Here is a 26,225-nt window from a genome sequence, read left to right as displayed (position 1 = left end):
GATCCACCGTAGAGCCTGAGGGCCTCGCCGTGTGAAATTCCGGACCACGCTCCGGGTTTCAGCCGGCGAGCGCCGGCAACCGGCGCCCGCTCAGCCCGCGAGCGCCCGCAACCGGCGCCCGGCCTCGTCGAGGATCTCGGGTCGCTTGCAGAACGCGAACCGCACCAGGTGGGACCACTCGTCCGAGTAGGTGTCGGTGAACGGTGCGAACGGTACCGCCGCCACCCCGATCCGCTCGGGCAACTCCAGGCACCAGGACGCCGCGTCGGTCACCCCGAGCGGGCGCGGGTCCGCGGTGAGGAAGTAGGTGCCCTGTGCGACGGCGAGGTCGAACCCGACGCCCGTGAGGATTTCCACCAATTGGTCCCGCCGGGCCTGCATCTCCACCCGCAGAGAGGAGATCCACGCCCCCTCGTGACGCAGGGCGTGCGCGACCCCCAGCTGCAGCGGCGTGCCGGCGGTGTAGCTCATGTACTGCTTGGCGGCCCGCACGCCCGCGACCAGCTCGGCCGGCCCCGTCACCCATCCGATCTTCCAACCGGTGCAGTTGAGCAGTTTGCCCGCGCTGGAGATCCGCAGGGTCCGCTCGGCCATCCCCGGCAGCGTGGCGATCGAGATGTGCTCGTTGTCGTCGTAGATCAGGTGCGCATACACCTCGTCGGAGATCGCGATGACGTCGAACTCCCGGCACAGCGCGGCGATCTGCTCCAGGTCCTCCCGCGGCAGCACGGCCCCGGTGGGGTTGTGCGGGGTGTTGACCAGCACGGCCCGCGTCCGCGGGGAGAACGCCGCACGCAGGGAGTCCACGTCGAGTCGGAAGGTGTCGCCCGAGCGGACCATCCGCGCGGCGCGACGGGTGGCCCCGGCCATCGCGACGGTGGCGGCGTAGGAGTCGTAATACGGCTCGATCACCACCACCTCGTCCTCGGGCTCCACCAGACCCACCACCGCACCGGCGATCGCCTCGGTCGCGCCGACCGTCACCAGCACCTCGGTGTCCGGGTCGTGGACCAGGCCGGTGTGCTCGGTCTCGTGGGCGACGATCGCGTGGCGCAGCTCCGGCACGCCCGTCCCGGGTGGGTACTGGTTGTGGCCCTCGCGCATGGCGCGCGCGGCGGCCTCGATCATCGACGGCGGTCCGTCTGTGTCCGGGAAGCCCTGCCCCAGATTGACGGCCCCGAACCGCACGGCGAGCTGGGTGACCTCGGAGAAGATCGTCGTGGCGTGGGGCGCGAGTCTGCGGACGGTCATGCAGGCAGCCTAGGGCGCTCGGTCCGCGCCGATGCCGACCTCGGCCGATACGATGGGCGCATGATCGAGCCCCTCGCCGCCGCGCAGTCCTCCACTGGTTCAGCCGCTGCCGGGTCCGCCGCTGCCGGGTCAGCCCGGGCCGTCGGACCCTGCACGCAGCGCCGCACGGTGCTCGCCGCGCTTCCCGGGATCATCCTGCTGCCGGGGATCGCCTCGGCGTGCGGGATGACCGAGCCGCCGCAGCCCGCGTCCACGGTGCAGTCCACCACCTCGGTCCCGCAGTCCACGATCCCGGCGGCGGACGTGCCCGTCGGGACCGCCAAGCAGGTCAAGTCGGGGGACGTGACCGTGATCGTCGCGCAGCCCGCGCCGGGGGAGTTCGTCGCCTTCTCGGCACGCTGCACCCACCAGGGCGGGACCGTTCAGGTGGTCCGCGACCTGCACCTGCGCTGCCCGCTGCACGGTGCGGAGTACGACGCCACCGACGGGCGCAACACCCTGGCTCCCGCTCCGCGCCCGCTCGACGTGGTGCCGGTGACCGAGTCGGGCGGGCAGCTCACCCTGGGCTGACCCCCGTCCCCTTCCATATCACCGTCGAGAAGGCTGTTCCGACCGTATCGCCCGAGTGGAAACGTGCGAAACGCTCTTCTCGATGAGCCCTGAGCCCTGAGCCCTGAGCCCCGCGCCCCGCGCCCCGCGCCCCGCGACTTGCAGCCGCGCGCGCCTCGGAGTAAAGATGGGAACACGTTCTCAGGGCGGGGTGAAACTCCCCACCGGCGGTGATGTCCTCGGCCCCATGGTCGGCGACGAGCCCGCGAGCGCCCCGCACGCGCGGCGGGCCGGACACCAGCTCCGGCCGCACCGCACGCGCGGGGGTCAGCAGACCCGGTGTGATCCCGGGGCCGACGGTCATAGTCCGGATGGAAGAGAACCCCGCGTCTCCCGACGCGGCCTCGGTCGACGACGACCGTGGCTGGCCGGGCGTCGTGACCCAAGCCCTGGGCCGTCTGTGTTGAGCCCGTGAAAGGGGCACACGATGAGCCTTCTCGTGGAATTCCTCGACGCGCAGTTGATGATCGGCGGAATCCCGATCCTGTGGCGCGAGATCGTCGGCAACGTCTTCGGCCTGGCAGCCGCCATCGGTGGCATGCGCCGCGTCGTCTGGGCGTGGCCGGTGGGGATCGTCGGCAACCTGACCCTGCTCACCGTCTTCCTGGGCGGTGTCTTCCACACCCCGCAGGACGTGGACCTCTACGGGCAGGCCGGCCGGCAGGTCATGTTCCTCGCGGTGGGACTTTACGGTTGGTGGCGCTGGTCGCGGGACAAGCGCGTGAACGCGGCGCTGGCGGGACAGGCCCTGCCCGGCCAGGCGGGGGCCCCGGCGGTCGCGGTCAACCCGCACTGGGCCACCGGCCGGCAGCGGGCGGGACTCGTCGTCGGGATGCTCGTGGGCACTCTGGTCTTCGGCTGGGTCTTCTCGCAGCTGGGTTCGTGGGGCCCGTGGGCGGACGCGTGGATCTTCACCGGCTCGATCCTGGCGACGTACGGCATGGCGCGCGGCTGGACCGAGTTCTGGCTGTTGTGGATCGCGGTCGACATCGTGGGGGTGCCGCTGCTGCTCAAGGCCGGTTACTACCCGTCGGCGGCGTTGTACCTGGTGTACGCGGTGTTTGTGATTTGGGGTTTCGTGGTGTGGTGGCGCGTGGATCTGGCCCAGCGTGTGGAGGCGTCGGCTACCGGGCCGCGGCCGGAGCACCTTCCGGTCGGCTGACCCCCCGCGGCTGCACCGCGGCCACCACGATCAGCGACAACGCCGCGAGCGTGAAGCCGAGCCCGCGGAAGTCGATCCACGCGAACACCAGACCGGAGAGCAGGCCGCCCGCCGCTCCGGCCAGCGCCACGGCCACGTCGGCCTGACCCTGCACGGTGGCGCGCACGGAGGTCGGCACGGACGTGGTGAGCACGGTCGTGCCGGCCACCAGCCCCAGGCTCCACCCCAGCCCCAGCAGGATCAGCGCGAGGGTCACCAGCACCGTCGACTGCGCCGGCGCGACCGCGGCGACCACCCCGGCGGCCAGCAGCACCAGACCCGCGGACACGGCCACCCGCCGCGTGCCGAACTTGTCCACCAGCAGACCCGACAGCGGCGCCGGCAGGAACATCGCGGCGATGTGCAGCGAGATCACCAGCCCCACCACGGTCACCGTGTGATCGTGCGCGCGCATGTGCACCGGCGTCATGGTCATCAGCCCGACCATCACGAACTGCGTCAGCGCCATCACCACCACGCCGGTGATGACGTCCGCGTTCCACACGCGGGTCGGCGCGGCCGGCCCGGTTGCGTCCCCGGGGGAGGAGGGGGTCGACGACGAGGCCGCCTCGGCGTCCGTGTCCTCGGCCTCCCACCGACGCGCTTCGAGCAGGGGATCGGGCCGCAGCAGCAGCGAGATGACGAGGGCCGCGCCGGCGTAGGCCGCCGCGGCGAGCAGGAACGGTCCGGCCAGGGGGGTGAGGCCCATCGACTCGGCGACCACGCCCGTCGGCCCGACCAGGTTTGGCCCGGCGACAGCGCCAGCGGTGGTGCCGAGCAGGACGTACGACAGTGACCGGGCGCGGCTGGCCGGGGAGGCCAGGTCGGCTCCGGCATATCGGGCCTGCAAGTTGGTGGCGGTGCCCGAGCCGTAGACCACGAACGCGGCGAACAGCAGGGGCAGCGATTCCACGGCCGTGGCCACGACGATGCCGACCGCACCGAGCGCACCGAACGCGAATCCGAGCGCCAGCCCGGGGCGTCGGCCGCGGGCCTGCGAGAGCTTGCCCACCAGGATCGCGGCGAGCGCCGAGCCGCCGGTGAACAGCGCCGACGGCAGGCCCGACAGCCCCGGGCCGCCGAGCAGGTCCTCGGCGAGCAGCGCGCCCACGGTCACGCCGGCGGCCAACCCGGCACCGGCGAGCAGCTGGCCCAGGATCAGGATGGTGAGAACGCGCCGCTGCGCCCGTTCCCGTTCCCGGAGCACTGACCCGGTCACCTCTCGACCCAGGACCTGGCGTGCAGCAGGACGTCGACGGCGGTGGCCTTGCCGGCCGGCCGCAGGTCGTGACGCAGCGAGACCACCTCGAGGCCCTCGGCTCCGCTGGCCAGGTCGGCGATCCCGGGCAGCACGGTCGGGTCCTGTGGTCCGCCGACGCCGCGGCGCAGGTTCTCCGCGGCGTGGCCGAGGTACACCAGGTGCCCGCCGGGCTTCAGCCAGCCGCCGGCGTTGCGCAGGACGCGGGCGAGGCTGCCGGGGTCGAGGTGGAGGAACCCGATGACGACGAGGTCCACGGGCTCGTCGGGAGTCCAGGTCAGGGCGTCGCCGACCACCCAGTCGACACTGCCGTCGCGGCCGTCGTCGGAGTCCTTGGCCCGCGCCTGCTCGATCGCGATCTCGGAGAAGTCGACCGCCTCCACCTGCCACCCGTGCGCGGCCAACCAGCGCGCATGCCGACCGTCACCGCAGGCCAGGTCGACGGAGGTTCCCACGGCCAGGCCGGCGTCCTCGGCGGCCGTCACCTCCGCGACGATCCGGGCGGCCGGGGTGGTGCCCCACGCGTCGGGCTGGGCGAGGTAGCGGGCGTTCCAGGCGGAGGCGTCCACGGGTGGCGGTCCTTTCGATGCTGAATCACGGGCGGTGCGGTGTCGAGGCAGGTGGTCTGCGTCGCCCTACGGTCCAGTCTGCTCCACAGGACGCCGCCCGGCAGGAGAGAGCCGTGGGGCAGGGGGAGGAGTCGGCCGGGTCGGTCATGCTTCGGCTACCAGTCCAACCCCGCCCGCACGTCGCGCATCGGGGGCCGCTCGCCGGGGGAGACCAGAACCGCCTCCGCGTGGAAGTCGCCGCTGACCGGATCCCGCTGGTGCAGCGTGAGCGTGTCGCCGGGAAGCCGCGCGTCCGGCGACCGGCCGTGGCGGCGGAGCCGGGTGAGGACGGCGAGATGCTGGTGCATCGCCATCACCGCGAGCGCCGAGTCGGGGGAGTTGCGGTGGGTGCGGCGGCCCAGGTCCACCTGGGCGAGCGCGTCGAGACCGTAGGACTCCAGCAGGTCCACCAGGATCCCGATGTCCACCCCGTAGGCGCCGGCGAAAGGGATCGACTCGAGCGCCTCCCGGGTCCCGGCGTACTCGCCGGCCAGCGGTTGGACGAACCCGGCCAGCGCGGGCCAGTGCAGGGCCAGTAGTGGTCGCGCGACGAGCTCGGTCACCCGGCCCCCGCCGGCGGGCAGGATGGTGCGGCCGTCGTCGAGCGGTCGTTCGAAGGCGCCTTTGCAGAACACCACGCCCGGCTCGGTGAGCAGCGGGCCCAGCAGGCCGATCGCGAACGCGGGGTCGAAGTCCCGCAGGTCGGAGTCGAGGAACGCGACCACATCGCCATCGGTCGCGGCGAGGGACTTCCACAGCGCCTCGCCCTTGCCGGGGGCGTCCCCGAGCGCGGGCAGGATGTCGCCCTGCGCCACCACGCGGGCGCCGGCCGCGCGCGCGACGTCCGCGGTGGCGTCGGTGCTGTGGGAGTCGATCACCACCAGCTCGTCGATCAGCGGGAACCGGTCGACCAGCTCCGCCCGCAGCGCCTCGACGATCACCCCGACCGTCGATTCCTCGTTCCGGGCCGGCAGCACCACGGACACCCGTCGACCGTCCTTGGCCGCGACCAGGTCCCCGGCGCGGAAGTCCCCGGCGAGGTAGGTGCGTCGCGCCGACCAGTCGCGGACCGGGTCGACCCGGTCCGCCAGCGGGGTGCGCGCTATCTCGGTCACGTCCGCGATCCTGCCAGAGGTTCCCGGAGCGAGCCGCCGTCGGAGGAACTCGTTCACCCCGGTGTGCCACGATAAACAGCATGGATTTCTCCCCCTCGCCCCGCGCAGCCGAGCTGACCGCGGCGGTCCGCGAGTTCATCGCCACGCACATCGCCCCGGTCGAGCCCGAGATCCACGCCGGGATCGCCCGACGCAGACTGTCCGGCGAGGACCCCTGGGCCGTCGACCCGCGGATCGGGGAACTCCAGGCCAGGGTCCGCGAGCAGGGGCTGTGGAACCTGTTCCTGCCCGCCGGGCACGAGGGCCCCTACGCCGAGCGTTACGGCACCCCCGGCGGCGTCGGCCTGACCAACACCGACTACGCGCCGGTCGCGGAGGAGATGGGCCGCTCCTTCCTGGCCCCGCTGGTGTTCAACTGCAACGCCCCGGACACCGGGAACATGGAGGTCCTGCTCAAGTACGGCTCGCAGGAGCAGAAGGACCGCTGGCTGGACCCGCTGCTGGACGGGAGGATCCGCAGCGCCTTCCTCATGACCGAACCCGCGGTGGCCTCCTCGGACGCCTCCAACATGGCCGCCACCGCGCGGATCGAGGGCGACGAGGTGGTGCTGGACGGGCGCAAGTGGTGGTCCACGGGCGTCGGGCATCCGAACTGCGAGGTCGGCATCTTCATGGGCGTGTCCGACCCGGACGCCCACCGTTACCTGCGGCACTCGATGGTGCTGGTGCCCATGGACGCCCCCGGAGTGAAGGTCGAGCGCATGCTCACCGCGCAGGGGGTCTACGACGAGCCGCTCGGCCACGGCGAGGTCTCCCTGCGGGGTGTGCGGTTGCCGGTGGCGAACATCATCTCCGGGCCCGGCCGCGCGGCCGAGATCGCGCAGGGCCGGCTCGGCCCCGGCCGCGTCCACCACTGCATGCGGCTGATCGGCCTGGCGGAGATGGCCCTGGACCTGGCCTGCCGCCGCGCCTCGGAGCGCGTGGCCTTCGGCAAACCCATCGTCAACCTGGGCGGCAACCGCGAGCGGCTCGCCGAGGCCCGCATCGCGATCGACCAGGCCCGGCTGCTGGTGCTGCACGCCGCGTGGAAGCTCGACACGCAAGGGGCGGCCGCCGTGGAGGTGAGCGCCATCAAGGCCGCCGTGCCCCGCATGGCCCAGCAGGTGATCGACATGGCCCTCCAGCTGCACGGCGGCGGCGGGATGAGCGACGACTTCCCGCTGGCCGGGGCCTATGCCACCGCGCGCTCGCTGCGACTGGCCGACGGCCCGGACGAGGTCCACCTCGGCGTCGTCGCCCGCGCGATGCTGGCCCCCTACCGCGACGCCGCCGCCGCGGCGACCACCAACAGCGCGACCACCCCGAGTGCGGAGGCAGACCGATGACCAGGCCGAGCGGCGCCTCCCCCCTGAGCCGCCGGATCGCGGGCGCGGGCGCGGTCCGCGACGAGGACGCGTTCGACGTCGAGGCCGTCGCCGCCTGGCTCCGGTCCGTGACCCCCGACGACCCGTCGGTTCTGGCCGGCGTGGACCTGGGCGACGACGACGAGCCGGTCATCCCGGAGGTGCGGCAGTTCACCGGAGGCGCGTCCAACCTCACCTACGTGTTGCGCTACCCCGGCGCTGACCTGGTGCTGCGCCGCCCGCCGGCCGGCACCAAGGCCCGCGGTGCGCACGACATGAAGCGGGAGTACCGCGTCCAGTCGGCGCTGCGGCCGGTGTACCCACTGGTCCCCCGGATGGTGGGGTTCTGCGACGACCAGACGGTTATCGGGTCCGACTTCTACGTGATGGAACGACTCGAGGGCACGATCCTGCGCAAGGACCTCCCGCGCGAACTCCGCCTGGACGCCGCCACCACCCGCCGCCTGTGCGAGCGGGCGGTCGACGCGCTGGTCGAGCTGCACTCCGTGGACGTCGAGGCGGCCGGACTGGGCGACCTCGACCGCGGGGACGGCTACGTGCGCCGCCAGGTCGAGGGCTGGTCCGCCCGCTACCGCCGCGCCCGGACCCCCGACGTGCCCGACTTCGTGCCGGTGATGGCGTGGCTGGCAGCCAACCAGCCGGGCGACGTGGGCCACTGCCTGGTCCACAACGACTTCCGGTTCGACAACCTCGTCCTGGACCCCCGCGACGTCACCTCCGTCATCGGCGTCCTGGACTGGGAGATGGCCACGGTCGGCGACCCGCTGATGGACCTGGGCGGCGCCCTGGCCTACTGGGTGCAGGACGACGACGGCCCGGTGTTCAAGGCGTTCCGGCGCCAGCCCACCCACGCGCCCGGGATGCTCACCCGGCGGCAGGTGGTCGAGCGGTACGCGCAGCGGGCGGGCCTGGAGATCAGCGAGGAGAGCTGGCGCTTCTACGAGGTGTTCGGCCTGTTCCGGCTGGCCGTGATCGCCCAGCAGATCAACTACCGCTTCTTCCACGGGCAGACCACCAACCCGGCGTTCCGCGCGTTCCGCCCCGCGGTGGCGTTCCTCGAGCAGCGCTGCCTGCGCATCATCCGCACTGGCGACGGCCGACTGACGCCCTCGCGAGTCGGCCCCGGCGACGTGATCCCCGAGCTGCTCGGGGTGCCGCGGGTGGTCGTGCCGATGCTGGTCGGCGGGGTCCATGACGCGCGCACCAGGATCGGCGGGATCCTGGGTGGACTGCCCGGACTGGGGAGGAAGAACTGATGGGTGCGATTCATCTGGTCCGCCACGGGCAGGCGTCGTTCGGCACCGGCGACTACGACCGGCTCTCGGAGACCGGCCACCTGCAGGCCCGGCTGACCGGCGCGGACATGGCAGCCCGCGGGCTCCGGCCCGACGTGGTGATCCACGGCGGCCTCCGGCGCCAGCGCGAGACCGCCGAGGGCCTGCTCGCGGGCGCGGCCGACTGGGACTGCCCGATCGAGTGCGACGACCGCTGGGCGGAGTACGACGCCGACGCGGTCCTCACCGCCGCCCGGGTGGCCGGGGTGACCGCCGACCACGGAACCCTCGACTCGGCCGGCTCCTCCGATGAGGCCAAACAGGCCTTCCAGCGCCAGCTCGACGCCGCTCTCGGACACTGGGCCGGGCTCGAGGCGTTCCGGGACTACCTGACGACGACGAACTCCGCGATCGCGGCCGCGGCGGCCCGGTCCGGGTCGGGCCGGACGACCGTGGTCGTCAGTTCGGCGGGGACCATCTCGTTGGCGGTCGCGGGTCTGTTGGCCGACCCGGAGGGCGTGGTGGGGTTGTGGAGTCGGCTCCAGCGTGTGACGGTCAACACGGGAACCGCCCGTGTCGTGGTGGGGCGCGGCGGGATGACCTGCATCGCCGTCAACGAGCACCAGCATCTCGAGCGGGCCGCCGGTCCGGACGACCCGCGTGCGTTGATCACCCTGAGGTGATCTGAGGAGTCGATCGCCTCGAGGCGACAAATGGGGCAGCCGGTCGCCGTATCGTACGACTGTAGTGGCCGGATCCGGCGGCCGTCCGATTCCCCCAGGAGCCCCGATGCCCACGTTCCAGCGCGGACACACGACCATCGCGTACACCGATACCGGGCCGCCACCGGGTCGCGAGGACGCGCCCGTGGTGTTCTTCGCCCACGGGCTGCTCTTCTCCGGCTGGATGTTCCAGCACCAGGTCGCGCACCTGCGGGATGAGTACCGGTGCGTGACCATCGACTTCCGCGGCCAGGGCGACTCGCCCCGGGCGATGGGCGGGTACGACATGGACACGCTCACCGTGGACGTGTCCGAGCTACTGCGGCACCTGCAGATCCCGGTGGTCAACTTCGTGGGCCTGTCCATGGGCGGCTTCGTGGGGATCCGGCTGGCGGCCCGCAACCCGGAGATCATCCACTCCCTCACGCTGATGGACACCGCTGCCACCGCCGAGGAACCGGCCAATCGCAGCAAGTACAAGACGCTGTCCAAGGTGTACCGGGTGGCGGGCATCAAGCCGCTGCGGTCCCGGGTGGCGCCGATCATGCTCGCCGAGCGCAACATCTCCGCCCCGTGGGTGGAGGAGTGGATGGCGATGCTCGAGCGGACGGACCGCGCCGGCCTGGCCAAGGCCATCGAATCGGTCGCCGACCGTGACCCGTGCGAGGACGAGGCCATCCGGATCATCGCTCCGACACTGGTCGTCGTGGGCGCGGAGGACGCGGCCACGCCCCCGGAGAAGTCGCGCCGCATCGTCGACCTGATCTCCATGACGAGCCTTCATGAGATCCCGGGCGCCGGCCACTCACCGACCATGGAACGCCCAGACGAGGTCAACGCCATCCTCGAGACGTTCCTCTCCGAATACAACGTGTGAAGACGAGGGAGACGATGAGAGACGAGAGCCCTGCTGCAGGGAAGAGCGCGCCCGCCGGCGGCTGGTTGGGCGCCCTGACCGGCAAGCTCACCGCGTGGTTGATCCTCGCTGCGGTGCTGTTGGTGACCGGTGCGGTGTTCGCGCTGGCGTCCTCGGAGGGGTCCTCCGGGGCACCGCAGACGCTGCCGGACGATTCCGAGGCGGCGCTCGTCTCCCAGATCCAGCAGGAGTTCCCGGACGCCGGCTCGGTGCCGGCGGTGCTGGTGGTCACCCGCGAGGACGGCGGCGCGCTGGGCCCGCAGGGGATCGCCTCGGCGGTCGGTGCCGGCGAGCGCATGGCGGAGGTCGTGGGCGGCGAACTGCAGGGCCCGATCCCCGCTGAGGACGGCGCCGCTGCGCTCGTCCTGGTTCCCGTCGACGCCGCCACGCTCTCCAACGGCGAGAGCGGTGACCTGGTCAAGGAGATGCGTGCGGCCATCGCCGATGGCCTGGATCCAGGCGTGAACGCGCAGCTCACGGGGGGCCCCGCCTTCGCCGCCGACACCGCCGCGGCCTTCGAGGGCGCGGACTTCCGCCTCCTGGCCGCCACGGCGATGGTCGTCGCGGTCCTGCTCATCATCACTTACCGCTCGCCGGTGCTGTGGCTGGTCCCGCTCCTGGTGGTCGCCGTGGCCGACCGGGTCGCGGCCCTGCTCGTCTCGCTGGTCGGCGAGACGATAGGCATCACCGTCGACGGGTCCACCTCGGGCATCGTCTCCGTCCTCGTCTTCGGTGCCGGCACCAACTACGCGCTGCTCCTTGTGTCCAGATACCGGGAGGAACTACGCCGGACCGAGAACCGCAGACGGGCACTGGCGGACGCCTACCGGGGCGCGGTCCCGGCCATCCTCGCCAGCAACATCACCGTGGTGCTGGCACTGCTCACCCTCCTGCTGGCGACCCTGCCCAACTACCGCTCGCTCGGGATCTCGGCCGCCGTCGGACTGCTGGTCGCCCTGGTGTACGCGCTGGTGGCTCTGCCCGCCGCGCTCGCCGTGTGTGGTCGCGGCCTGTTCTGGCCCTTCATCCCGCGCCCGGGTGGGGTCGAAGCCAAGCGGACCAAGCGGGCCGGGCGCCGCGGCGAGGGCGAGCACGAGGCGGAGGTGGGCGCCGGTGTGTCCGCGTCGGCCAAGCCCGAGGGCTTCCGCGACGAGGTTCCGCCCGGGGTCTGGGGTCGCATCGCCGCCGGGGTCGTCAAGCGCCCCGTCCGGGTGCTGGTCTCCTGCGTGCTGCTACTGGTGATCCTCGCGTTCGGGCTGCTGGGCACCCGCATCGGTCTGAGCCAGACCGAGCAGTTCCGCACCCCCTCGGAGGCCGCCGCCGGTCTGGAGACCGCTGCCGAGCACTTCCCGGCCGGCGTCACCGACCCGGTCACCGTAGTCACGCGGACCGGGACCGAAACCGCGGTGCTGGAAGCCGTCCAGGGCGTGGAGGGCGTGGTCTCGGCGATGCCCGGTACCGAGTCGGGCACCGGCTGGAGCAAGATCAGCGTCACCCTCGACGCGGCTCCGTCCACTGACCGGTCCGAGGACAGCGTCGTGGCTCTGCGCGAGGCGGTCCACGCGGTCCCCGGGTCCGAATCCCTCGTCGGTGGATCGGTGGCCGAGTCCGTCGACACCTCGGACGGTAACCTGCGTGACCTCACCCTGATCGCCCCGTTGATCCTGCTGGTGGTGTTCGTGGTCCTGGTGCTGGTGCTCAGGTCGCTGATCGCTCCGCTGCTGGTGATGGGTGCGACCGTCCTGTCCTCGCTCGCCGCACTGGGCATGGGGACCTTCGTCACCACCCAGATCCTCGGGTTCCCGGGGTTGGACGTGTCCGTCCCGCTGTACAGCTTCCTGTTCCTGGTGGCTCTGGGCGTCGACTACTCGATCTTCCTGACCATCCGCACGCGTGAGGAGGCCGCCACGCACGACACCAAGGAGGCCATGGTCCGCGCGGTCGCACTGACCGGTGGCGTGATCACCTCCGCCGGCATCGTGCTCGCCGCCGTGTTCGTGGTGCTGGGCGTCCTCCCGCTCATCGTGCTCACCCAGGTCGGCGTGATCGTGGCGCTGGGCGTGCTCCTCGACACCTTCATCGTGCGGACCCTCGTGGTCCCGGCCCTGTTCTCCCTCGTCGGGGACCGGGCCTGGTGGCCGGGAGACCCCCGGCGCGGCGTCGCCCCGGAGCCCGCTCCCGCCCATGCCACGGCACCTGGCGGGGGCACCGGACCCGACAGACCTGTGTCCGGCAGGCCCGTCTCCGACAATCCCGTCTCCCACAGCGCCGCGTCCGACAGCAACACCGATCCCAAGGAGCTCCACCGATGATCGCCTCCCGCCGTACCCGGTTCCGCTCACTCGTCACGGCGCTCGCGGTCGCCCCGCTGCTGGCGGCCGGCCTCGGCGCCACGCCCACCGCCGGCGCCCAGGACCTGACCGACGGCGGCCGCCTCGGCGGTGGGTCCTCGCAGCTCCTGCCCGACGGCGTCGCGCTCGGTTCGCTCGGCGGCCCCGAGCTGAGCCAGGTCCAGTCGGTCGACCCCGACCGCTACGTGGGTGAGTGGTTCCAGGTCGCGGCGATCCCGCAGCCGTACACGCTGCAGTGCACCAACGACACCAAGGCCGAGTACGCGCGCACCGCGGTGGACACCATCTCGGTGCGTAACACCTGCGGCTCGGCGATCAGCTCGGACTCGGTGATCGAGGGCGAGGCGACGATCCGCGACACCGGCACCAACGCCTCGCTGCGCGTGAACTTCCCCCAGGTGCCGTTCCAGGACGAGAACGGCCCGGTCAACTACCGGATCACCTACCTCGCCGACGACTACTCGCTGGCCATCGTCGGCGACCCGACCCGGTCCTCGGGTTTCGTCCTGAGCCGGACGCCCGCACTCGACGCCGGCCAGTGGTCCACTGTGCGCCAGGTGATCGAATCGCGCGGATGGTGGTCGTGCGCATTCCTGACCGTGCCCATGGTCGGCGGACGCGGCGACGTCGCGCCGCTGTGCCTCCTGCCCTGATGTCTGCTGCCGTGATGATCGCTGCCGCGATACCCGCCGCGATGAGGACCGACCGATGAGCATCGACCTCACCTGTTCGATTCCGGCCGATTCGGGCAAGGCGTGGGACTACCTCGCCGCGCCGGGCGCGTTCGTCCGGATCTCCCCGCCGTTCATGCCGCTGCGGCCTGTCAGCGAAGCGGACTCCTTGCGCGACGGCGTCGCCGTTCTCGAACCGAGGACCGCGCTCCCGGGGCCCCTGGGGGCGCGGTTCGGCCCGCGGTGGAGCGCACAGCACGACCCCGCCGGGTACGTGGAGGGAGCGGCTTTTGTGGACCGGTGCGTCTCCCAGCCCTACGCCGGTCTGACCGGGTGGGTCCACGAGCACAGCGTCACGGCGGGGCCGGACGGAACGACGCTCCTGGGCGATCGGGTCCGGGCCCGCGTGCCGGGGCGGTTGCTCGCCCCGGTGTTCGCCTACCGCTACCGACAGATGGCGACGGACCTCGACCGGATCCAGCGACTGACCGGCCCGGACGGCGGTCGCCCGCTGACCGTCGCCGTCACCGGCGCCTCCGGACTCGTGGGCACCGCCCTGTGTGCGCTGCTCGGGGTCGCCGGCCACCGCGTCATCCGCCTGGTCCGCGGCACGCCGACCAGTTCCGATGAGAGGCGGTCCGACGAGCGGCAGTGGGACCCCGCCGATCCCGCCGCGGACCTCCTCGACGGCGTGGACGTGCTGGTCCACCTGGCCGGCGCGTCCATCGCCGGCCGGTTCACCGACCAGCACCTGGCGACGGTCTCCGGCAGCCGGATCGGGCCCACCCGCCGACTCGCCGAACTGGTCGCGGCGCGCGATGGTGCCACCGCCATGGTGTGCGCCTCGGCGGTCGGCTACTACGGCGCCGACCGTGGCGACGAGATCCTGACCGAGGACTCCGACGCGGGGTCGGGCCCCCTGGCGGAGATCGTGGCCGAGTGGGAGGCGGACTGTGAGCCCGCCCGCCGCTCCCGGGCCCGGCTGGTCTCCGTACGCACCGGCATCGTCCTGTCCGGGGCGGGCGGGATGCTGCCGCCGCTGGCCGCCATCACCCGGACCGGCCTGGGCGGTCGCCTCGGGTCGGGCCGGCAGTGGATGTCCTGGATCGCGCTCGATGACCTCACGGACATCTACCTCCGCGCCATCGTCGACCCCGCCCTCACCGGTGTCGTCAACGCCGTGGCACCGGAACCGGTACGCAACAGCGAGTTCACCCGCGTCCTGGGTGCGGTGCTGCACCGGCCGACCCTGGTCCCCGTGCCCGGGTTCGCGCCCGGGCTGATCCTGGGCCGGCGTGGATCCGATGAGTTGGCGTTGGCCGACCAGAAGGTCGACCCGGGCGCACTGCGCCGCGCAGGACACCAGTTCCGATTCCCGGGGCTACGTGCCGCACTGGACCACGAACTGGGCGCGGAGACGCTTCCAGCAGCTCTCTGACCGCGGCTCTCTGACCGCCGCGCCCTGACGGCCGCGCCGACCGAGGCATTCTGGTCGAGGCGGTCAGCGCTGGAGGATCATCGGGACCAGGACCCGGCGGGCGAGCGCGCGGATCTCGTCCTCTGTGCCCACCTCTGGTGGGCCGTCCGGCATGACGACGATCGAGTGGAGGAACCGGCCGACGACGCTGGCGACCTCATGGGACAGCGACTCCACCTCGTCGGCGTCCATCGGCCGGGTGTGGACGTCTGCGTTCCAGGTGTTGCGGATGAACCCGGCGACCATGTCGGTGATACCGCCCAGGACGGAGTCGGACTGGCCTGCGAGAAAGGCCATGGCCTCTAACTTGTCGACCTCGACGAGGCGGCGGAGGAGCTCGCTCTCCCGGATCTCGAACACGGTGTTCACGAGGAGATCCTCCACGTGCTTCACGGGATCCCACTCGAGGGACTCGAACGGTGTGTAGCGCGCGTTGACCATCAGCATCAGACGCTGCGCCTCGTGTGAGTACATCGCGCGGAGGATCTGATCGCGCGGACCCAACCGGCGATAGAGCGTCACCCGGGTCACTCCGGCAGCCTTGGCGATGTCGTCGGTGCTCGTTCCCTTGATGCCGCGTTCGGCGAAAACCGAAGCCGCCGCCTCGATCAGACGGATATCCTCGGCGTCAGGCGCCTGGGCGCCACCTCGACTATTGTTGACAACCACACGGTCATGGTACGTCCAGCGGTCTCGGCGGCGCCCGGGGACCCTGACGGGTCAGGGCTGGGAGCGGTGCTGTCCTCCGACGTCGCCGGGGTGAGCTCCCCGGCCCTGATCCTGGTCCGGGCGCAGTTCGGCGCCCTGCGGGCCCCCGATGGCGCGCGTGTCGGGAGCGACGCCGCCCTCGGACTCCGGCACCATGTCGAACACTCCCGGCTTGGGCGCGGGCTCGCGCTTGACCACATCGGCGATCGACGACGACGCACCCTGGGCGGCGGCCTCGGCAGCGGCGACGGATCGGGCGATCTCGGGGTCGGTCGATGTGTCGAACCAGTGCTCCGGCGCCGACGGCAGTTCGGCGTCGGCGTCAGTTGCGGACGGCTCGTAGCGGAACACCCCGTCGTCGTCCTTCTTGGCGACCGCCTTGGCAAAGTTCTCGAGGGAGTCGCCGAACTGTGAGGGGATCATCCACATGGTGGCCGCTTCGCCCTTGGCCATCTCGGGCAGGTTCTGGACATATTGGTAGGCCAGCATCTCCGGCGTGGGCTTGGAAGCCTTGACGGCCGCGTTGACGCGGGCGATGGCGGCGGCCTGACCCTCGGAGACCAGGTAGCGGGCGGCCCGCTCACCCTGGGCGCGGAGCATGCGCGACTGGCGGTCGGCCTCGGCGTTGAGGATCGAGGCCTGCTTGTTGCCCTCGGCGTCGAGGATGGAGGCCTGCTTGGCGCCCTGCGCGGTGGTGATGGCGGCCTCGCGCTGCCCCTCGGCGGTGAGGATGGTGGCCCGCTTCTCGCGGTCCGCCTTCATCTGCTTCTCCATCGACTCCTGGATGGACAGCGGCGGGTCGATCGAGCGGAGCTCGACGCGGGCGACGCGCAGCCCCCAGCGGCCGGTCTCCGAGTCGAGCACACCGCGCAGCTGCTTGTTAATCATGTCGCGACTGGTGAGCGTCTGCTCGAGCGTGAGCCCGCCGACCACGTTACGCAGCGTGGTGGTGGCCAGCTGTTCGACGGCCACGATGTAGTTGTTGATCTCGTAGACCGCAGCCTTGGGGTCCGTGACCTGGAAGAACACGACGGTGTCGATGCTCAGGGTGAGGTTGTCCTGGGTGATCATCGACTGCGGCGGGAAGGTCACCACCCGCTCCCGCAGGTCCACCTTGGCGCGGACCCGGTCGACAAACGGAATGATCAGCGCGAGCTGTCCGCTCACCGTGCGTTGGTAACGCCCGAGTCGCTCGATGACCGCGGCCTCTGCCTGGGGGATGAGCTTCACCGAGCTCGCCACTACTGAGGCGATCAGGATGATGATGACGGCAAGGAAGATCAAGCCCTCCATGGTTCTCCTTTGATTTTCTAGCTAGTAGCCACGTACGACGATCGCGGTGGCGCCTTCTATCTCGTGCACGAGGACCTTGTCCCCGGCCTCGAACGTCTCGCCCTCGATGAGCGGTCGTGCGGTCCACGTGTCGCCTGCGATCTGGACGAGGCCACTGGCGGAGCCCACCTCCTCGACCACGGTGCCGTGCCGGCCGGTGAGTGCGGCCGTGTTGGTGTCGTGTTCGGGGAGTGCCGACAGGAGGCGACGGCGGACCAGGGGGCGGACCCCTACGACGAGGATGATCGAGACGAGCGCGAACGCCAGGGCCTGGCCCCAGACGGGTGCGCCGAGGAAAGCGGCGCCGGAACCGCCGAGTGCGCCGCCGGCGAGCATGAGGAGGAACAGTTCACCGCCCGCAGCCTCGCCGGCGGCGAGCAACACCGCCATCCCGAGCCAGGCAAGTCCTACATGCATGGCTCCGACCCTACCGACATCGGACGTCCGGCAGTGGGCTGTCGTGTTCTGGGCGGACTACGCTCACACGTCGTGTCGTCTCTCAAGAAGTTCGCGTGGTTGTCCGTGGCCACGGCGATCGTCACCATCGCGCTGAAAGTTGTGGCCTGGTGGGTGACCGGATCGGTCGGCCTACTGGCAGACGCGGCCGAGTCCGTCGTCAACCTGGTGGCCGCGGTCGTCGCGCTCATCGCCATCACCGTGGCCGAACGGCCGGCCGACGACGACCACCAGTACGGACACTCCAAGGCCGAGTACTTCTCCGCCGTGGTCGAGGGCGCCATGATCTTCGTGGCCGCGGCGTTCATTCTCTATACGGGTGTCGAGCGCATGATCAACCCCGTTGATCTCGGTCCGCTCGGCATCGGCCTGGCGATCTCCGTGGTGGCCGCGGTGGTCAACGGCGTGGTGGGGACGCTGCTGGTGCGGGCCGGGGCCCGGCACCGGTCGCCGACTCTGAAGGCGGATGGAAAACACCTGCTCACGGACGTCGTCACCTCGGTCGGGGTGGTGATCGGCGTGGCGCTGGTCTGGATCACGGGCTGGGAGATCCTCGACCCGATCGTGGCGGTGGCGGTGGGCCTGAACATCCTGTTCATCGGCTACAAGTTGGTCCACGAATCGGGGATGGGGCTCATGGACGCGACGCTGCCCGAGGAGGACAACCGGGCGATCGAGGCCGTCCTGGACAGGCACCGGCAGCCGGGCAGCGTCGACTTCCACGAGCTGCGGACGCGGGAGTCCGGCAAGTGGCGGTTCGTCGAGTTCCACGCGCTCGTCCCCGGGGACTGGAGCGTGGACCGCGGACACGACCTGGTCGAGACGGTCGAGCAGGAGATCCACGCCGCGCTGCCGCACTCGCACATCACCACCCATCTCGAGCCGATCGAGGATGAGCGCGCCTACAACGACGTGCACCTGTAACGACGTGCGCCTCAGGTCCCGGTCTGCGGCTCGCCCGACGACTGGGCGTCGCTCGCCGTGGCCGCATCGTCGATCAGCATGGCGATTCGGTTCATGCTGGTGAGGAGCGCCCCGTAGAGGGGCCACGAGTCCCGGGGCAGGTCCACGTCGTCGGACATGTCCCTGGCTAGTCGGACCAGCCGATCACGGATGGGTTCCACCTCCGCGGCGGGATCCGCGATCGCGTTCCCCGCGTCGCGGACGACGCCCGACCACCTCGTCCGGAAGCGTTCGTCCCACGGCCCCTCGGCGTAGGTGGCCTCGTTAAGTGTGCGGACCAGGTGGCGCAGGTGGGAGACCCCCTCGTCGACCCGGGGGAGGATGGCCTCGTAGCCGATCTCCGCGCCCGCCCGGGGCGTGCGGCCCGGCGCCCGGTGGGCACGGGTCAACCGGCGGGGATTGGACCGTCTGCTCTCCCGTGCGAAGCGCACGGTCCGCCACGCGGTGTCCACCTCCTCGCCCATCGATTCGATCTCGTCGCGCCACGCGTCGGCCGCATCGGTTTCCCATGATTCGGAGAACTCGTCAGCCACCCGGACCAGCATTTCCCCGACCCGGCGGTTGATGCTCTCCACGTGGCTCCTGGCCTGCTGGTCCCGGAGTGGCGGGATGATCAGCAGGTTGACCAGGACGCCGATCCCCACCCCGATCGCGACCTCGACGATGCGGTCCACCAGCAGCGGCTGTTGCTGTGAGAATCCGCTGCCCAGGACAAAGACGGCGGTGGTGGCGATCGCCACACCCTCGTCGCGGATCCAAGAGATGCGGGCCCCGGCCAACCCCACGAACATGGCCAACGCGAAGGTCCACACGTTGACGCCGAGGTAGACGCCGATGAGGAAGGACAGCCCCACCCCGATCGCGGACGCCACCGTCGTCTGCAGCCCACGCGACAGCGACCGGTGCACGGTGGCGTGCACGGTCAACAGTGCGGTCCAGGGAGCGAGGAACGGCAGGGGCGACTCGAGCACGTCGGCCGACAGCCACCATGCGACGGTCGCGGCGATGGTGCACTTGAGGATCTGCGTCAGATCCGTCGTCACCTCGGGTCGACCGATCAGCTCACGAAGCCCGGCCCGGCGACGTGTCTGGGTCACTTGTGTCCGGGCCATTCGTTTCTGGGCCATTCGCGCAGATTAGCCCGTCACCGTTCGTATCCTCACCAGCGTGGGCCATCCGATCATGTTCGACGCCGCCGACCCGCTCCTCGCGCGGCTGAGGGAGATCTGTCTGTCCTTCCCGGACGCGGCCGAGAAGATCTCACACGGCCGCCCCAACTGGTACACGACCAAGGTCTTCGCGATCTTCGGCGGTTCGGTCAAGGGCGACAACGACGACCCGACCCTCAGGCGCGCCCTGTTGTTCCTCCCGGATCCGGACGAGGTGCGGGCCCTCGAGCAGGACGGGCGGTTCCTCGTCCCCGCCTACCTGGGTGTGGCCGGGTGGCGGGCGCTGCCGCTGGACAGGGGGGAGCGGGACGCCGGCAGTTCGGACGGCGGAAAGACAGACGGTGGCGAGGTGGACTGGAACGAGGTGGCCGAGTTGGTCGAGTCCTCCTACCGTCAGCTCGCGGGGGTCCGCCGCGTCGCGCGGTTGGACGCCGAGCGGGGCGGCCGGCGCGGCTAGTCTGGGCTCATGCCGCTGCGCCGTCGTTCCGAAGCCGTCTCTCCGCGGGAGAAGTCGACCAGCGGGATGGACCTCGGAACCCGATCCCTCGTGCTGGGCGTGGGATCACTGGCGCTGTCGTGGGTGCCGCTGCTCAACATCGTCGCGTTCCTCGCCGCCCTCATGGCGGTGGCGTTCGGACTGCTCGCCCGCTGGCCCACCGGGTGGCTGACCAACGAGGAACCGAACCCGCGGCGCGCGCTGTGGGGCGTCGTCCTGGGAGCCGTCGCACTGGTGATCTTCATCGTGACCGCGGTGCGGTACTCGGCGATCTGACCCTCGGCGGCCGCGCCCGGCGGCGGCTGCGTACGGCGGCTGCTGCGACCCGCGTCGTCACCCCGCACTAGACACCACCCAGTCGATCGAAGTGCGCATCCGACGCGCGAACGTCCCGGGGTGGGTGGCGCACACCGCGTGTCCCGCGTCGATGGGGAAGACGGCGCTGTGGGGGAGGAGGTCGGCCATCTCGTCCTGCACGCGGCGCGGGAATGCCACGTCGCGCATGGTCTTGATCACGGCCACCGGTAGATCGAGCTCGGCCAGCCACGGGGTGGAGTTGAAGCGGGCTACCTCGGCGATCACGGTCCGGTGGGTGGCAAAGGAGACGCTGGACAGTTCGTGCAGAGCCCAGCGCTGCGCCGAGGCGAATTCTGCCGCGCCCCCGTCGTGCGTGATCACCCTGTTTCCGCCGACCCCGCGCCCGTCGACCCCGCTTCCCTCCAACTCACCTGCGACCTCCATCGGGACCGCGTTGAGGAAGGGGCTGGTCCGCAGGAACCACCCCATCGTCAGCTTCTCCATGGCGTTGCGCTGGGCGCCGGTGCCCGCGGCCGCCAGGACGAGTCCGCTGAACCTCGAGGGATCCCGCCGCGCGGCGAGTTGGCTGACGAGCGAGCCCATCGAATAACCGCCGAGGACGGGAGCCGGCAGTTCGAGATGGTCCACGACGCGGAGGACGTCGTCGGTGAGTGCCTGAAACGTGAAGTCGCCCTTGAATCCTCGGCCGTGCCAGCGTTGGTCGAACGCGATCAGCCGGTACTCCCCCCGGAGCCGTTGAAAGGTCTGGTACCAGTTCAGCATCCCGGTGGCCGCCATCCCATGGAGCAGGACGACCGGGGTGAGATGTTCCTCACCGGTGTCATAGAGCCTGGTCACGACGTCGTCGGCTAGTGTCACCATCTTCCCGGCGGGGAGCAGTGACATGTCGGGCGCCATCTTGGGCAACCGGGCGGCGGCGCGCGGAAGCCCACCCACCACTGCAAACGGGTTCCGGGGCATGAGTACCTCCTGGTGGCGCCTCCGGCGCCGGTTGTATGGACGATTGTCCTCCATCCGGGCGCGGCGCGTGGGATCACCCCGCCGAGACGAGTCCCTGCTCGACCAGGAAATCGCGCGCGACCAGCGCCGGGTCCTCGCCGTCGACGTCCACCCGCATGTTGAGCTCCACCATCACGTCGTTGGTGAGGACCTCCACGAGCGGGGACAGGACCTCCTCGAGCTCCGGGTGCGCGTCCAGGTAGGCGCCGCGAACCACGGTGGCGAGGTTGTAGACGGGGAAGAAGCGCTTGTCGTCCTTGAGGACCACCAGGTCCAGGCCTTTGACCCGGCCATCGGTGACGTACACCTCGCCGAACCGGCATTCCCGCCCGGTGGAGGTGGCCTGGTAGATGATGCCCGGCTGCATGATCGACACAGGCACCGCATCCGCGTCGAAGCCGTAGGCGTCGGCCAGGCCCGGCCAGCCGTCGCGGCGCACCGCGAACTCGGTCTCCATGCAGGTCACGGCGGATTGGGGGTCGGTCTGGACGAGCCGGGCGTAGTCGGAGAAGGTGCTCACCCCGGTCTCCTCGGCGGTCGCCCGGTTCAGGGCGAACGAGTAGGTGTTGTCGACGGTGGTGGGCCGCATCCACCGGATGTCGTGGGCCTCGAGATCGGCGTCGCGGACGGCCTCCCACTGCGCCTCGGGGTCGCGGATCGGCTCCTCATTGCCCAGGTAGCTCATCCAGGCGGTGCCCGTGTACTCCATGCCGATGTCCACCTGGCCGCTGATCAGGGCCTGGCGGAAGCTGTTGGACCCGGCCAGCGAGGACATGTCGGAGACCTCCATCCCGGCTGCGGCCAGCAGGAACTCGACCAGATAGCTGCTGATCACGCCCTCGGTGAAGTCCTTGCCGCCGACCGTCACCGCGACCCCCTCGAGGGCCGGGACGGTGCCGCTCGGTCCGGGGCCCACGCCCAGCGGCACGGATCCACCGTTGTTGAGCCCGCATCCGGTCGCGACGAGCAAGGTGGCCAGGAAGGTGGCCAGGCAGGTCGCGAGCAGCCGTCCGGCCCGGGTGCGTGTCCGCTTCATCGCAGCCTGCGTCATCTCAGCCTGTGTCATCGCAGTCCCTTCGGGTTGAACAGGACCTCGCCCACGCCACCGAGCCAGTCGACGAACAGCGCCAGACACACGGCCAGGACCGAACCCACCACGAGGGTGGTGTAGTCCTGGAGTCGGTATCCGGTGTCGATGAAGATCCCCAGACCGCCGGCGTCCACCAGGAAGCTCAAGGTGGCCGTGCCCACGGCCAACACCAGGGTGGTGCGCAGCCCGGCCAGGATGAACGGCACCGCCAGCGGCAGCTCGACGGAGCGCAGGACCCGCCTCGTCGTCATCCCCTGTCCCCTCGCCGCGTCGATCAGCGCCGGGTCCACGTTCCGGATCCCGACGATGGTGTTGCGCAGCACCGGCAGCAATGAGTACACCGCCACGGGCAGCACGCCGATCCAGAATCCGGTCCGGTTGGTGGCCAGGAACAGCAACACGATGAGGCCGATCGCCGGCGCCGCCTGACCGATGTTGGCCACGCCCACCACGACGGGGGCGAGGAAGCGCATACGGCCACGGGTGAGCAGGATCCCCAGCGGGACCGCCACGGCCACCACGATCGCCACCACGACCACGGTGATCTGGACGTGCTCGAGGGTCCGCTGCGTGATCGAGGCGGCGTTGAGCGAGGCCTTCTGGGTGTCGTCGAGGTCGCTGGAGAAGGCCCACCACAGCACGCCCACCGCGGCCACCGCGATGAGCAGCGGCTGCACGAACAGCCGGGCGGAATCCCCGCGGGCGGCCGCTCCGGTGGCACTCACGCGGGGCTCCCCGAGGGATCGGTGTCGGTGTCGGTGTCGGTGTAGCCGGGGACGTCGTTCGGACCGGGGGCGTCGTGATGGCTGTGGTGGATGCGGCGCAGCTCGCCCACCAGGTCGGAGATCCCGATCGTGCCCCGGTAGACCCCGTCACGGTCGACCACCACGGTGGTGGCGCTCGCCGTGGAGAGCAGCCCGTCGAGCGCCTCCTGGAGGGTGGAGTCCACGGTGACGGTGCCGACGACCGGCTGGCCACCCGAGCGCAGGTCCGGCACCTGATCCACCAGATCGCCGCGCATCCAGCGCAGCGGGCGGCCGGACTCGTCCAGGATCACGGCCCACTCGTCGTCGGATCGGCGCACCCGGGCGGCGAACTCGGCCGGGTTCTCGGACTCCCTCGCCGTCGTCGCCTGTCCCAGGTCCACGTCCCCCACGCGCCGGAGGGTCAGCGTCTTCAGCGCGGCGTCGTCCCCGATGAACTTCGCGACCGTGGAGTCGGCCGGGTTGGCCAGGATCGCCTCCGGGGAGTCGAACTGCAGGACCGACGACCCGGGGCCGAGCACGGCGATCTTGTCGCCGAGCTTGACCGCCTCGTTGAAGTCGTGGGTGACAAAGACGATGGTCTTGTGCAGCTCGTCCTGCAGGCGCACAAGCTCGTCCTGCAGCGAGGCCCGCGTGATGGGGTCCACCGCGCCGAACGGCTCGTCCATGAGCAGCACCGGCGGGTCCGCGGCCAGCGCCCGCGCCACCCCGACCCGCTGCTGCTGGCCGCCCGAGAGCTGGGCGGGGTAGCGGTCGCGGTAGTCGCCCGGGTCCAGGCCGACCAGCTCGAGCATCTGGTCCACGCGGTCCGAGATGCGCGACTTCTTCCACTTGAGCAGCCGGGGCACGGTGGCGACGTTCTGGGCGACGGTCATGTGCGGGAACAGGCCCGAGGCCTGGATGGCGTAGCCGATGCTGCGGCGCAGGGTGTCGGCGTCGAGCTTCCGGTTGTCCCGGCCGTCGATGGTGATGGTGCCGGAGGAGGGTTCGATCAGCCGGTTGATCATCCGCATGGTGGTGGTCTTGCCGCAGCCGGAGGGGCCCACGAAGACGGTGGTCCGCCCGGCGGGCAGCTCGAGGGAGACGCGGTCGACGGCCGGCCGCTCCTGACCGGGATAGACCTTGCTCACCTCGTCCAGGGTGATGGGCACTCCGGACAGGGCTCCGTCGGCGTTCGTCGCGCCGTGGCGACCGGTCCGGTCGGAGTGGGTGGTCACTGGTCGTGAAGTCACTGGTTTCCCCTGATGGTCAGGCGCCCGAGCAGGACGAGGAGCGCGTCGAGGACGAGCGCGAGGACGACGATGAGGACGGTGGCAGTGAGCGCCATCGGCAGCGCGGTGGGCGTGCCCACCCGGGACAGGGCCGCAAAGATGAGGTTGCCGAGTCCCGGGCCCTTGGCGTAGGCGGCAATAGCGAGGATGCCCATGGACATCTGCGTGGAGATGCGGATCCCGGCGAGGATCGACGGCCAGGCCAGCGGGATCTCGACCTTGCTCAGGACCCCGATCCGGCTCATCCCGACCCCGCGCGCGGCGTCGACGGTGGCCGCGGGGACCGCGTCGAGTCCGACGATGGTGTTGCGCAGGATCGGCAACACCGCGTAGATGACCAGCGCGGTCATGGTGGGCAGCACGCCCAACCCCAGGATCGGGATGAGCAGCCCGAGGAGCGCGAACGACGGGACCGTCAGCGCGGTGGCTGCGAGGCCGGTGGCCAGGGCGGACCCGGACTTGCTGCGGTACACCGCCACGCCGACCGCCACCGACAACAGCGTGGCCAGCAGCACCGCCTGCACGGTGGCGCTGACGTGCTGCCAGGAGTCCGTCGCGAGTTGGAGCCGGCGGGTGGAGAGGAAGTCCATGAAGGCGGTCATCGCATCTCGGCTCCGTCCGTGGGTGGGGTCGGTGAAGGTGCTCCGCTCACGCTATCCCCGGCCGAGCCGGTAGACGAGCAGGTTACGGGGGATGTCGGGGCATGACGTCCGGGCAGGGTGGCGGAACGGGATGTGGCGTGCGCGCCCGGGCCGTGATGCACCATGGGGGCATGACGCCTAGGCCCGCCCGTCCCCTGGACCACGATCTGATCGAGCACCTCGACGAGTTGCTCGCCGCCAGCGGCCGCATCGCCCGACGGCATTTCCACGGCGAGCTCGAGGCGTTGCACGCGGAGAACAAGATCGCTGGTGGCAGTGGCGCCGGCGGGAGTGGCGGCCGGGGCTACGACCCGGTGACCGAGGCCGACCGCGCCATCGAGGCGCTGCTGCGGGCGGGGATCTCGTCCATGGCGCCCGGCGACCGGGTGGTGGGGGAGGAGCACGGCGAATCCGGGCCCGCCGACGCCCCCCGCACCTGGTATCTCGACCCGATCGACGGCACCAAGGCCTTCCTCACGGGCATGTCCGGCTGGGGCACGCTCGTCGGCGTGGTGGAGGACGGGCGCGCGGTGGCCGGCTGGATGGACCAGCCGGTGCTCGGCGAGACCTTCAGCGCGGTCCACGGCCGCGCGACAGTGCGGCGCCGTTCCGACGGCCCGGAGGCCTTTGACCTCCACACCTCGACGTGTACGGAGCTGTCCGAGGCGATCATGTACACCACCCATCCGTCGATGTTCGGCGACGACGGCGAGGTGCGCCGCCGCTACGACGACCTCGGGCGCCGGGTACGCCTGCAGCGCTTCGGCGGGGACTGCTACGCCTACTGCATGCTGGCCGCGGGCCGGGTGGACCTGGTTGTGGAGTCCGACCTGAACTCCTACGACATCGTGGCGCTCATCCCGATCATTGAGGCCGCCGGCGGCGTGATCACCGGCCCGGACGGCGAGCAGCCGCTGGACGGCGGCATCGTGGTGGCCGCGGCGACTCCGGCGCTGGCCGAGCAGGCGTGGGCGGTGCTGCGGCCGTAGGGCTGAGTAGTTGGTCGACCCTCCCGCTGCCACCGGTCACCTGGCGGACACGCCTCCCAAGTTGGGGGACAGAATTCGCGATATTCCGCGCGAGAACCTGCAAGATGCCCGCCGAACGGAATGCGGTGTCCGCCAACCGGGAGGGGTCTTCC

At 71.0% G+C, this 26,225-nt stretch carries 26 protein-coding genes and 1 riboswitch; of the genes, 13 read left to right on the top strand and 13 right to left on the bottom strand.

All coding sequences use genetic code 11. The features are described from left to right. Nucleotides 1–90: 90 nt before the first annotated feature. Nucleotides 91–1,251: a pyridoxal phosphate-dependent aminotransferase gene (locus tag R4P08_RS00795; protein WP_317811846.1), complete on the bottom strand. Its 1,161-nt coding sequence runs from the start codon at nt 1,249–1,251 to the stop codon at nt 91–93. A 60-nt stretch (nt 1,252–1,311) separates the two neighbouring features. Between R4P08_RS00795 and R4P08_RS00790 the strand changes: the two genes are divergently transcribed. Both R4P08_RS00790 and R4P08_RS00785 read left to right on the top strand, forming a co-directional pair. Further along, nucleotides 1,312–1,821, top strand: a complete 510-nt coding sequence (locus R4P08_RS00790) for a Rieske (2Fe-2S) protein (protein WP_317811845.1) — start codon at nt 1,312–1,314, stop codon at nt 1,819–1,821. 172 nt (nt 1,822–1,993) lie between these two features. Continuing rightward, nucleotides 1,994–2,187: riboswitch (FMN riboswitch) on the top strand. A 100-nt stretch (nt 2,188–2,287) separates the two neighbouring features. Next, entirely contained in the window at nt 2,288–3,022 is a 735-nt protein-coding gene (locus tag R4P08_RS00785) for a nicotinamide mononucleotide transporter family protein (protein WP_317811844.1), read from the top strand. Here the strand turns inward: R4P08_RS00785 and R4P08_RS00780 are convergent. From R4P08_RS00780 to R4P08_RS00770, 3 genes are all read right to left on the bottom strand, one after another. Then, nucleotides 2,985–4,268 carry an MFS transporter gene (locus R4P08_RS00780; RefSeq protein ID WP_317811843.1) on the bottom strand — a complete coding sequence of 428 codons (1,284 nt, stop codon included), beginning with the start codon at nt 4,266–4,268 and terminating at the stop codon, nt 2,985–2,987. The genes R4P08_RS00785 and R4P08_RS00780 overlap by 38 nt on opposite strands. An 8-nt stretch (nt 4,269–4,276) precedes the next feature. Then, nucleotides 4,277–4,888: a class I SAM-dependent methyltransferase gene (locus R4P08_RS00775; RefSeq protein WP_317811842.1), complete on the bottom strand. Its 612-nt coding sequence runs from the start codon at nt 4,886–4,888 to the stop codon at nt 4,277–4,279. 155 nt (nt 4,889–5,043) lie between these two features. Beyond that, nucleotides 5,044–6,042, bottom strand: a complete 999-nt coding sequence (locus R4P08_RS00770) for a glucosyl-3-phosphoglycerate synthase (protein ID WP_317811841.1) — start codon at nt 6,040–6,042, stop codon at nt 5,044–5,046. An 80-nt stretch (nt 6,043–6,122) separates the two neighbouring features. On the opposite strand from R4P08_RS00770, the gene R4P08_RS00765 reads away from it, so the two are divergent. The 7 genes from R4P08_RS00765 (at nt 6,123) to R4P08_RS00735 (ending at nt 14,838) form a co-directional block, all read left to right on the top strand. Further along, entirely contained in the window at nt 6,123–7,427 is a 1,305-nt protein-coding gene (locus R4P08_RS00765; protein ID WP_317811840.1) for an acyl-CoA dehydrogenase family protein, read from the top strand. Next, the gene (locus R4P08_RS00760) at nt 7,424–8,722 is read left to right on the top strand and encodes a phosphotransferase family protein (protein ID WP_317811839.1); all 1,299 of its coding nucleotides are present in this window, start codon (nt 7,424–7,426) and stop codon (nt 8,720–8,722) included. The genes R4P08_RS00765 and R4P08_RS00760 overlap by 4 nt, the downstream gene beginning before the upstream one ends. Then, a complete protein-coding gene (locus R4P08_RS00755; RefSeq protein ID WP_317811838.1) occupies nt 8,722–9,423 on the top strand; it encodes a histidine phosphatase family protein in 702 nt (233 codons plus the stop codon). The genes R4P08_RS00760 and R4P08_RS00755 overlap by 1 nt, the downstream gene beginning before the upstream one ends. Before the next feature lie 106 nt (nt 9,424–9,529). Further along, nucleotides 9,530–10,339 carry an alpha/beta fold hydrolase gene (locus tag R4P08_RS00750; protein ID WP_317811837.1) on the top strand — a complete coding sequence of 270 codons (810 nt, stop codon included), beginning with the start codon at nt 9,530–9,532 and terminating at the stop codon, nt 10,337–10,339. A gap of 14 nt (nt 10,340–10,353) precedes the next feature. Further along, nucleotides 10,354–12,690 (top strand): MMPL family transporter, encoded by a 2,337-nt coding sequence (locus R4P08_RS00745; protein ID WP_317811836.1) that lies wholly within the window; start codon nt 10,354–10,356, stop codon nt 12,688–12,690. Continuing rightward, a complete protein-coding gene (locus R4P08_RS00740) occupies nt 12,687–13,382 on the top strand; it encodes a lipocalin family protein (protein ID WP_317811835.1) in 696 nt (231 codons plus the stop codon). Before R4P08_RS00745 ends, R4P08_RS00740 begins: the two co-directional genes overlap by 4 nt. Nucleotides 13,383–13,437: 55 nt before the next feature. Then, nucleotides 13,438–14,838: a TIGR01777 family oxidoreductase gene (locus tag R4P08_RS00735; protein WP_317811834.1), complete on the top strand. Its 1,401-nt coding sequence runs from the start codon at nt 13,438–13,440 to the stop codon at nt 14,836–14,838. A 63-nt stretch (nt 14,839–14,901) separates the two neighbouring features. On the opposite strand, the gene R4P08_RS00730 is transcribed toward R4P08_RS00735, so the two are convergent. Genes R4P08_RS00730 through R4P08_RS00720 form a run of 3 tightly spaced genes read right to left on the bottom strand, consistent with a single transcriptional unit; the run spans nt 14,902 to nt 17,334 of the window. After that, nucleotides 14,902–15,546: a helix-turn-helix domain-containing protein gene (locus R4P08_RS00730; protein ID WP_317811833.1), complete on the bottom strand. Its 645-nt coding sequence runs from the start codon at nt 15,544–15,546 to the stop codon at nt 14,902–14,904. 51 nt (nt 15,547–15,597) lie between these two features. Then, the gene (locus R4P08_RS00725) at nt 15,598–16,878 is read right to left on the bottom strand and encodes an SPFH domain-containing protein (RefSeq protein WP_317811832.1); all 1,281 of its coding nucleotides are present in this window, start codon (nt 16,876–16,878) and stop codon (nt 15,598–15,600) included. A gap of 21 nt (nt 16,879–16,899) precedes the next feature. Next, nucleotides 16,900–17,334, bottom strand: coding sequence for an NfeD family protein (locus R4P08_RS00720; protein WP_317811831.1), 435 nt, complete (start codon nt 17,332–17,334; stop codon nt 16,900–16,902). 72 nt (nt 17,335–17,406) lie between these two features. On the opposite strand from R4P08_RS00720, the gene R4P08_RS00715 reads away from it, so the two are divergent. Continuing rightward, on the top strand, nt 17,407–18,297 hold the full coding sequence (locus R4P08_RS00715) for a cation diffusion facilitator family transporter (protein WP_317811830.1): 891 nt from the start codon (nt 17,407–17,409) through the stop codon (nt 18,295–18,297). Between the two features lie 11 nt (nt 18,298–18,308). On the opposite strand, the gene R4P08_RS00710 is transcribed toward R4P08_RS00715, so the two are convergent. Continuing rightward, nucleotides 18,309–19,463, bottom strand: a complete 1,155-nt coding sequence (locus tag R4P08_RS00710; RefSeq protein ID WP_317811829.1) for an FUSC family protein — start codon at nt 19,461–19,463, stop codon at nt 18,309–18,311. 40 nt (nt 19,464–19,503) lie between these two features. Between R4P08_RS00710 and R4P08_RS00705 the strand changes: the two genes are divergently transcribed. Continuing rightward, a complete protein-coding gene (locus tag R4P08_RS00705; protein WP_317811828.1) occupies nt 19,504–19,962 on the top strand; it encodes an MmcQ/YjbR family DNA-binding protein in 459 nt (152 codons plus the stop codon). Between the two features lie 9 nt (nt 19,963–19,971). After that, nucleotides 19,972–20,277, top strand: coding sequence for a hypothetical protein (locus tag R4P08_RS00700; protein WP_317811827.1), 306 nt, complete (start codon nt 19,972–19,974; stop codon nt 20,275–20,277). Nucleotides 20,278–20,334: 57 nt separating this feature from the next. Here R4P08_RS00700 and R4P08_RS00695 read toward each other — a convergent pair whose 3' ends face one another. From R4P08_RS00695 to R4P08_RS00675, 5 genes are all read right to left on the bottom strand, one after another. Next, the gene (locus R4P08_RS00695) at nt 20,335–21,279 is read right to left on the bottom strand and encodes an alpha/beta hydrolase (protein ID WP_317811826.1); all 945 of its coding nucleotides are present in this window, start codon (nt 21,277–21,279) and stop codon (nt 20,335–20,337) included. 73 nt (nt 21,280–21,352) lie between these two features. After that, nucleotides 21,353–22,354 (bottom strand): glycine betaine ABC transporter substrate-binding protein, encoded by a 1,002-nt coding sequence (locus tag R4P08_RS00690; RefSeq protein ID WP_317812233.1) that lies wholly within the window; start codon nt 22,352–22,354, stop codon nt 21,353–21,355. Nucleotides 22,355–22,380: 26 nt separating this feature from the next. After that, on the bottom strand, nt 22,381–23,133 hold the full coding sequence (locus R4P08_RS00685) for an ABC transporter permease (protein WP_317811825.1): 753 nt from the start codon (nt 23,131–23,133) through the stop codon (nt 22,381–22,383). Further along, nucleotides 23,130–24,389, bottom strand: a complete 1,260-nt coding sequence (locus R4P08_RS00680) for an ABC transporter ATP-binding protein (protein ID WP_317812232.1) — start codon at nt 24,387–24,389, stop codon at nt 23,130–23,132. Before R4P08_RS00680 ends, R4P08_RS00685 begins: the two co-directional genes overlap by 4 nt. An 11-nt stretch (nt 24,390–24,400) precedes the next feature. After that, nucleotides 24,401–25,045 (bottom strand): ABC transporter permease, encoded by a 645-nt coding sequence (locus R4P08_RS00675; RefSeq protein WP_317811824.1) that lies wholly within the window; start codon nt 25,043–25,045, stop codon nt 24,401–24,403. Nucleotides 25,046–25,215: 170 nt separating this feature from the next. Here R4P08_RS00675 and R4P08_RS00670 point away from each other — a divergent pair, with 170 nt between their 5' ends. Continuing rightward, nucleotides 25,216–26,073, top strand: a complete 858-nt coding sequence (locus R4P08_RS00670) for an inositol monophosphatase family protein (RefSeq protein WP_317811823.1) — start codon at nt 25,216–25,218, stop codon at nt 26,071–26,073. Nucleotides 26,074–26,225: the final 152 nt, after the last annotated feature.

The organism is Rhodococcus sp. IEGM 1408 (genome assembly GCF_033142235.1).
In the GTDB taxonomy this organism is placed as follows: Bacteria; Actinomycetota; Actinomycetes; order Mycobacteriales; family Mycobacteriaceae; genus Dietzia.
This window is presented reverse-complemented; position numbering and strand designations above follow the sequence as displayed.

What these genes read in the sequence shown, in the direction of transcription:
- R4P08_RS00795 (WP_317811846.1), bottom strand. Translation starts at nt 1,251, where the DNA reads ATGACCGTCCGCAGACTCGCGCCCCACGCCACGACGATCTTCTCCGAG.
- R4P08_RS00790 (WP_317811845.1), top strand. Translation starts at nt 1,312, where the DNA reads ATGATCGAGCCCCTCGCCGCCGCGCAGTCCTCCACTGGTTCAGCCGCT.
- R4P08_RS00785 (WP_317811844.1), top strand. Translation starts at nt 2,288, where the DNA reads ATGAGCCTTCTCGTGGAATTCCTCGACGCGCAGTTGATGATCGGCGGA.
- R4P08_RS00765 (WP_317811840.1), top strand. Translation starts at nt 6,123, where the DNA reads ATGGATTTCTCCCCCTCGCCCCGCGCAGCCGAGCTGACCGCGGCGGTC.
- R4P08_RS00760 (WP_317811839.1), top strand. Translation starts at nt 7,424, where the DNA reads ATGACCAGGCCGAGCGGCGCCTCCCCCCTGAGCCGCCGGATCGCGGGC.
- R4P08_RS00755 (WP_317811838.1), top strand. Translation starts at nt 8,722, where the DNA reads ATGGGTGCGATTCATCTGGTCCGCCACGGGCAGGCGTCGTTCGGCACC.
- R4P08_RS00750 (WP_317811837.1), top strand. Translation starts at nt 9,530, where the DNA reads ATGCCCACGTTCCAGCGCGGACACACGACCATCGCGTACACCGATACC.
- R4P08_RS00745 (WP_317811836.1), top strand. Translation starts at nt 10,354, where the DNA reads ATGAGAGACGAGAGCCCTGCTGCAGGGAAGAGCGCGCCCGCCGGCGGC.
- R4P08_RS00740 (WP_317811835.1), top strand. Translation starts at nt 12,687, where the DNA reads ATGATCGCCTCCCGCCGTACCCGGTTCCGCTCACTCGTCACGGCGCTC.
- R4P08_RS00735 (WP_317811834.1), top strand. Translation starts at nt 13,438, where the DNA reads ATGAGCATCGACCTCACCTGTTCGATTCCGGCCGATTCGGGCAAGGCG.
- R4P08_RS00725 (WP_317811832.1), bottom strand. Translation starts at nt 16,878, where the DNA reads ATGGAGGGCTTGATCTTCCTTGCCGTCATCATCATCCTGATCGCCTCA.
- R4P08_RS00720 (WP_317811831.1), bottom strand. Translation starts at nt 17,334, where the DNA reads ATGCATGTAGGACTTGCCTGGCTCGGGATGGCGGTGTTGCTCGCCGCC.
- R4P08_RS00710 (WP_317811829.1), bottom strand. Translation starts at nt 19,463, where the DNA reads ATGGCCCAGAAACGAATGGCCCGGACACAAGTGACCCAGACACGTCGC.
- R4P08_RS00700 (WP_317811827.1), top strand. Translation starts at nt 19,972, where the DNA reads ATGCCGCTGCGCCGTCGTTCCGAAGCCGTCTCTCCGCGGGAGAAGTCG.
- R4P08_RS00695 (WP_317811826.1), bottom strand. Translation starts at nt 21,279, where the DNA reads ATGCCCCGGAACCCGTTTGCAGTGGTGGGTGGGCTTCCGCGCGCCGCC.
- R4P08_RS00690 (WP_317812233.1), bottom strand. Translation starts at nt 22,354, where the DNA reads ATGAAGCGGACACGCACCCGGGCCGGACGGCTGCTCGCGACCTGCCTG.
- R4P08_RS00675 (WP_317811824.1), bottom strand. Translation starts at nt 25,045, where the DNA reads ATGACCGCCTTCATGGACTTCCTCTCCACCCGCCGGCTCCAACTCGCG.
- R4P08_RS00670 (WP_317811823.1), top strand. Translation starts at nt 25,216, where the DNA reads ATGACGCCTAGGCCCGCCCGTCCCCTGGACCACGATCTGATCGAGCAC.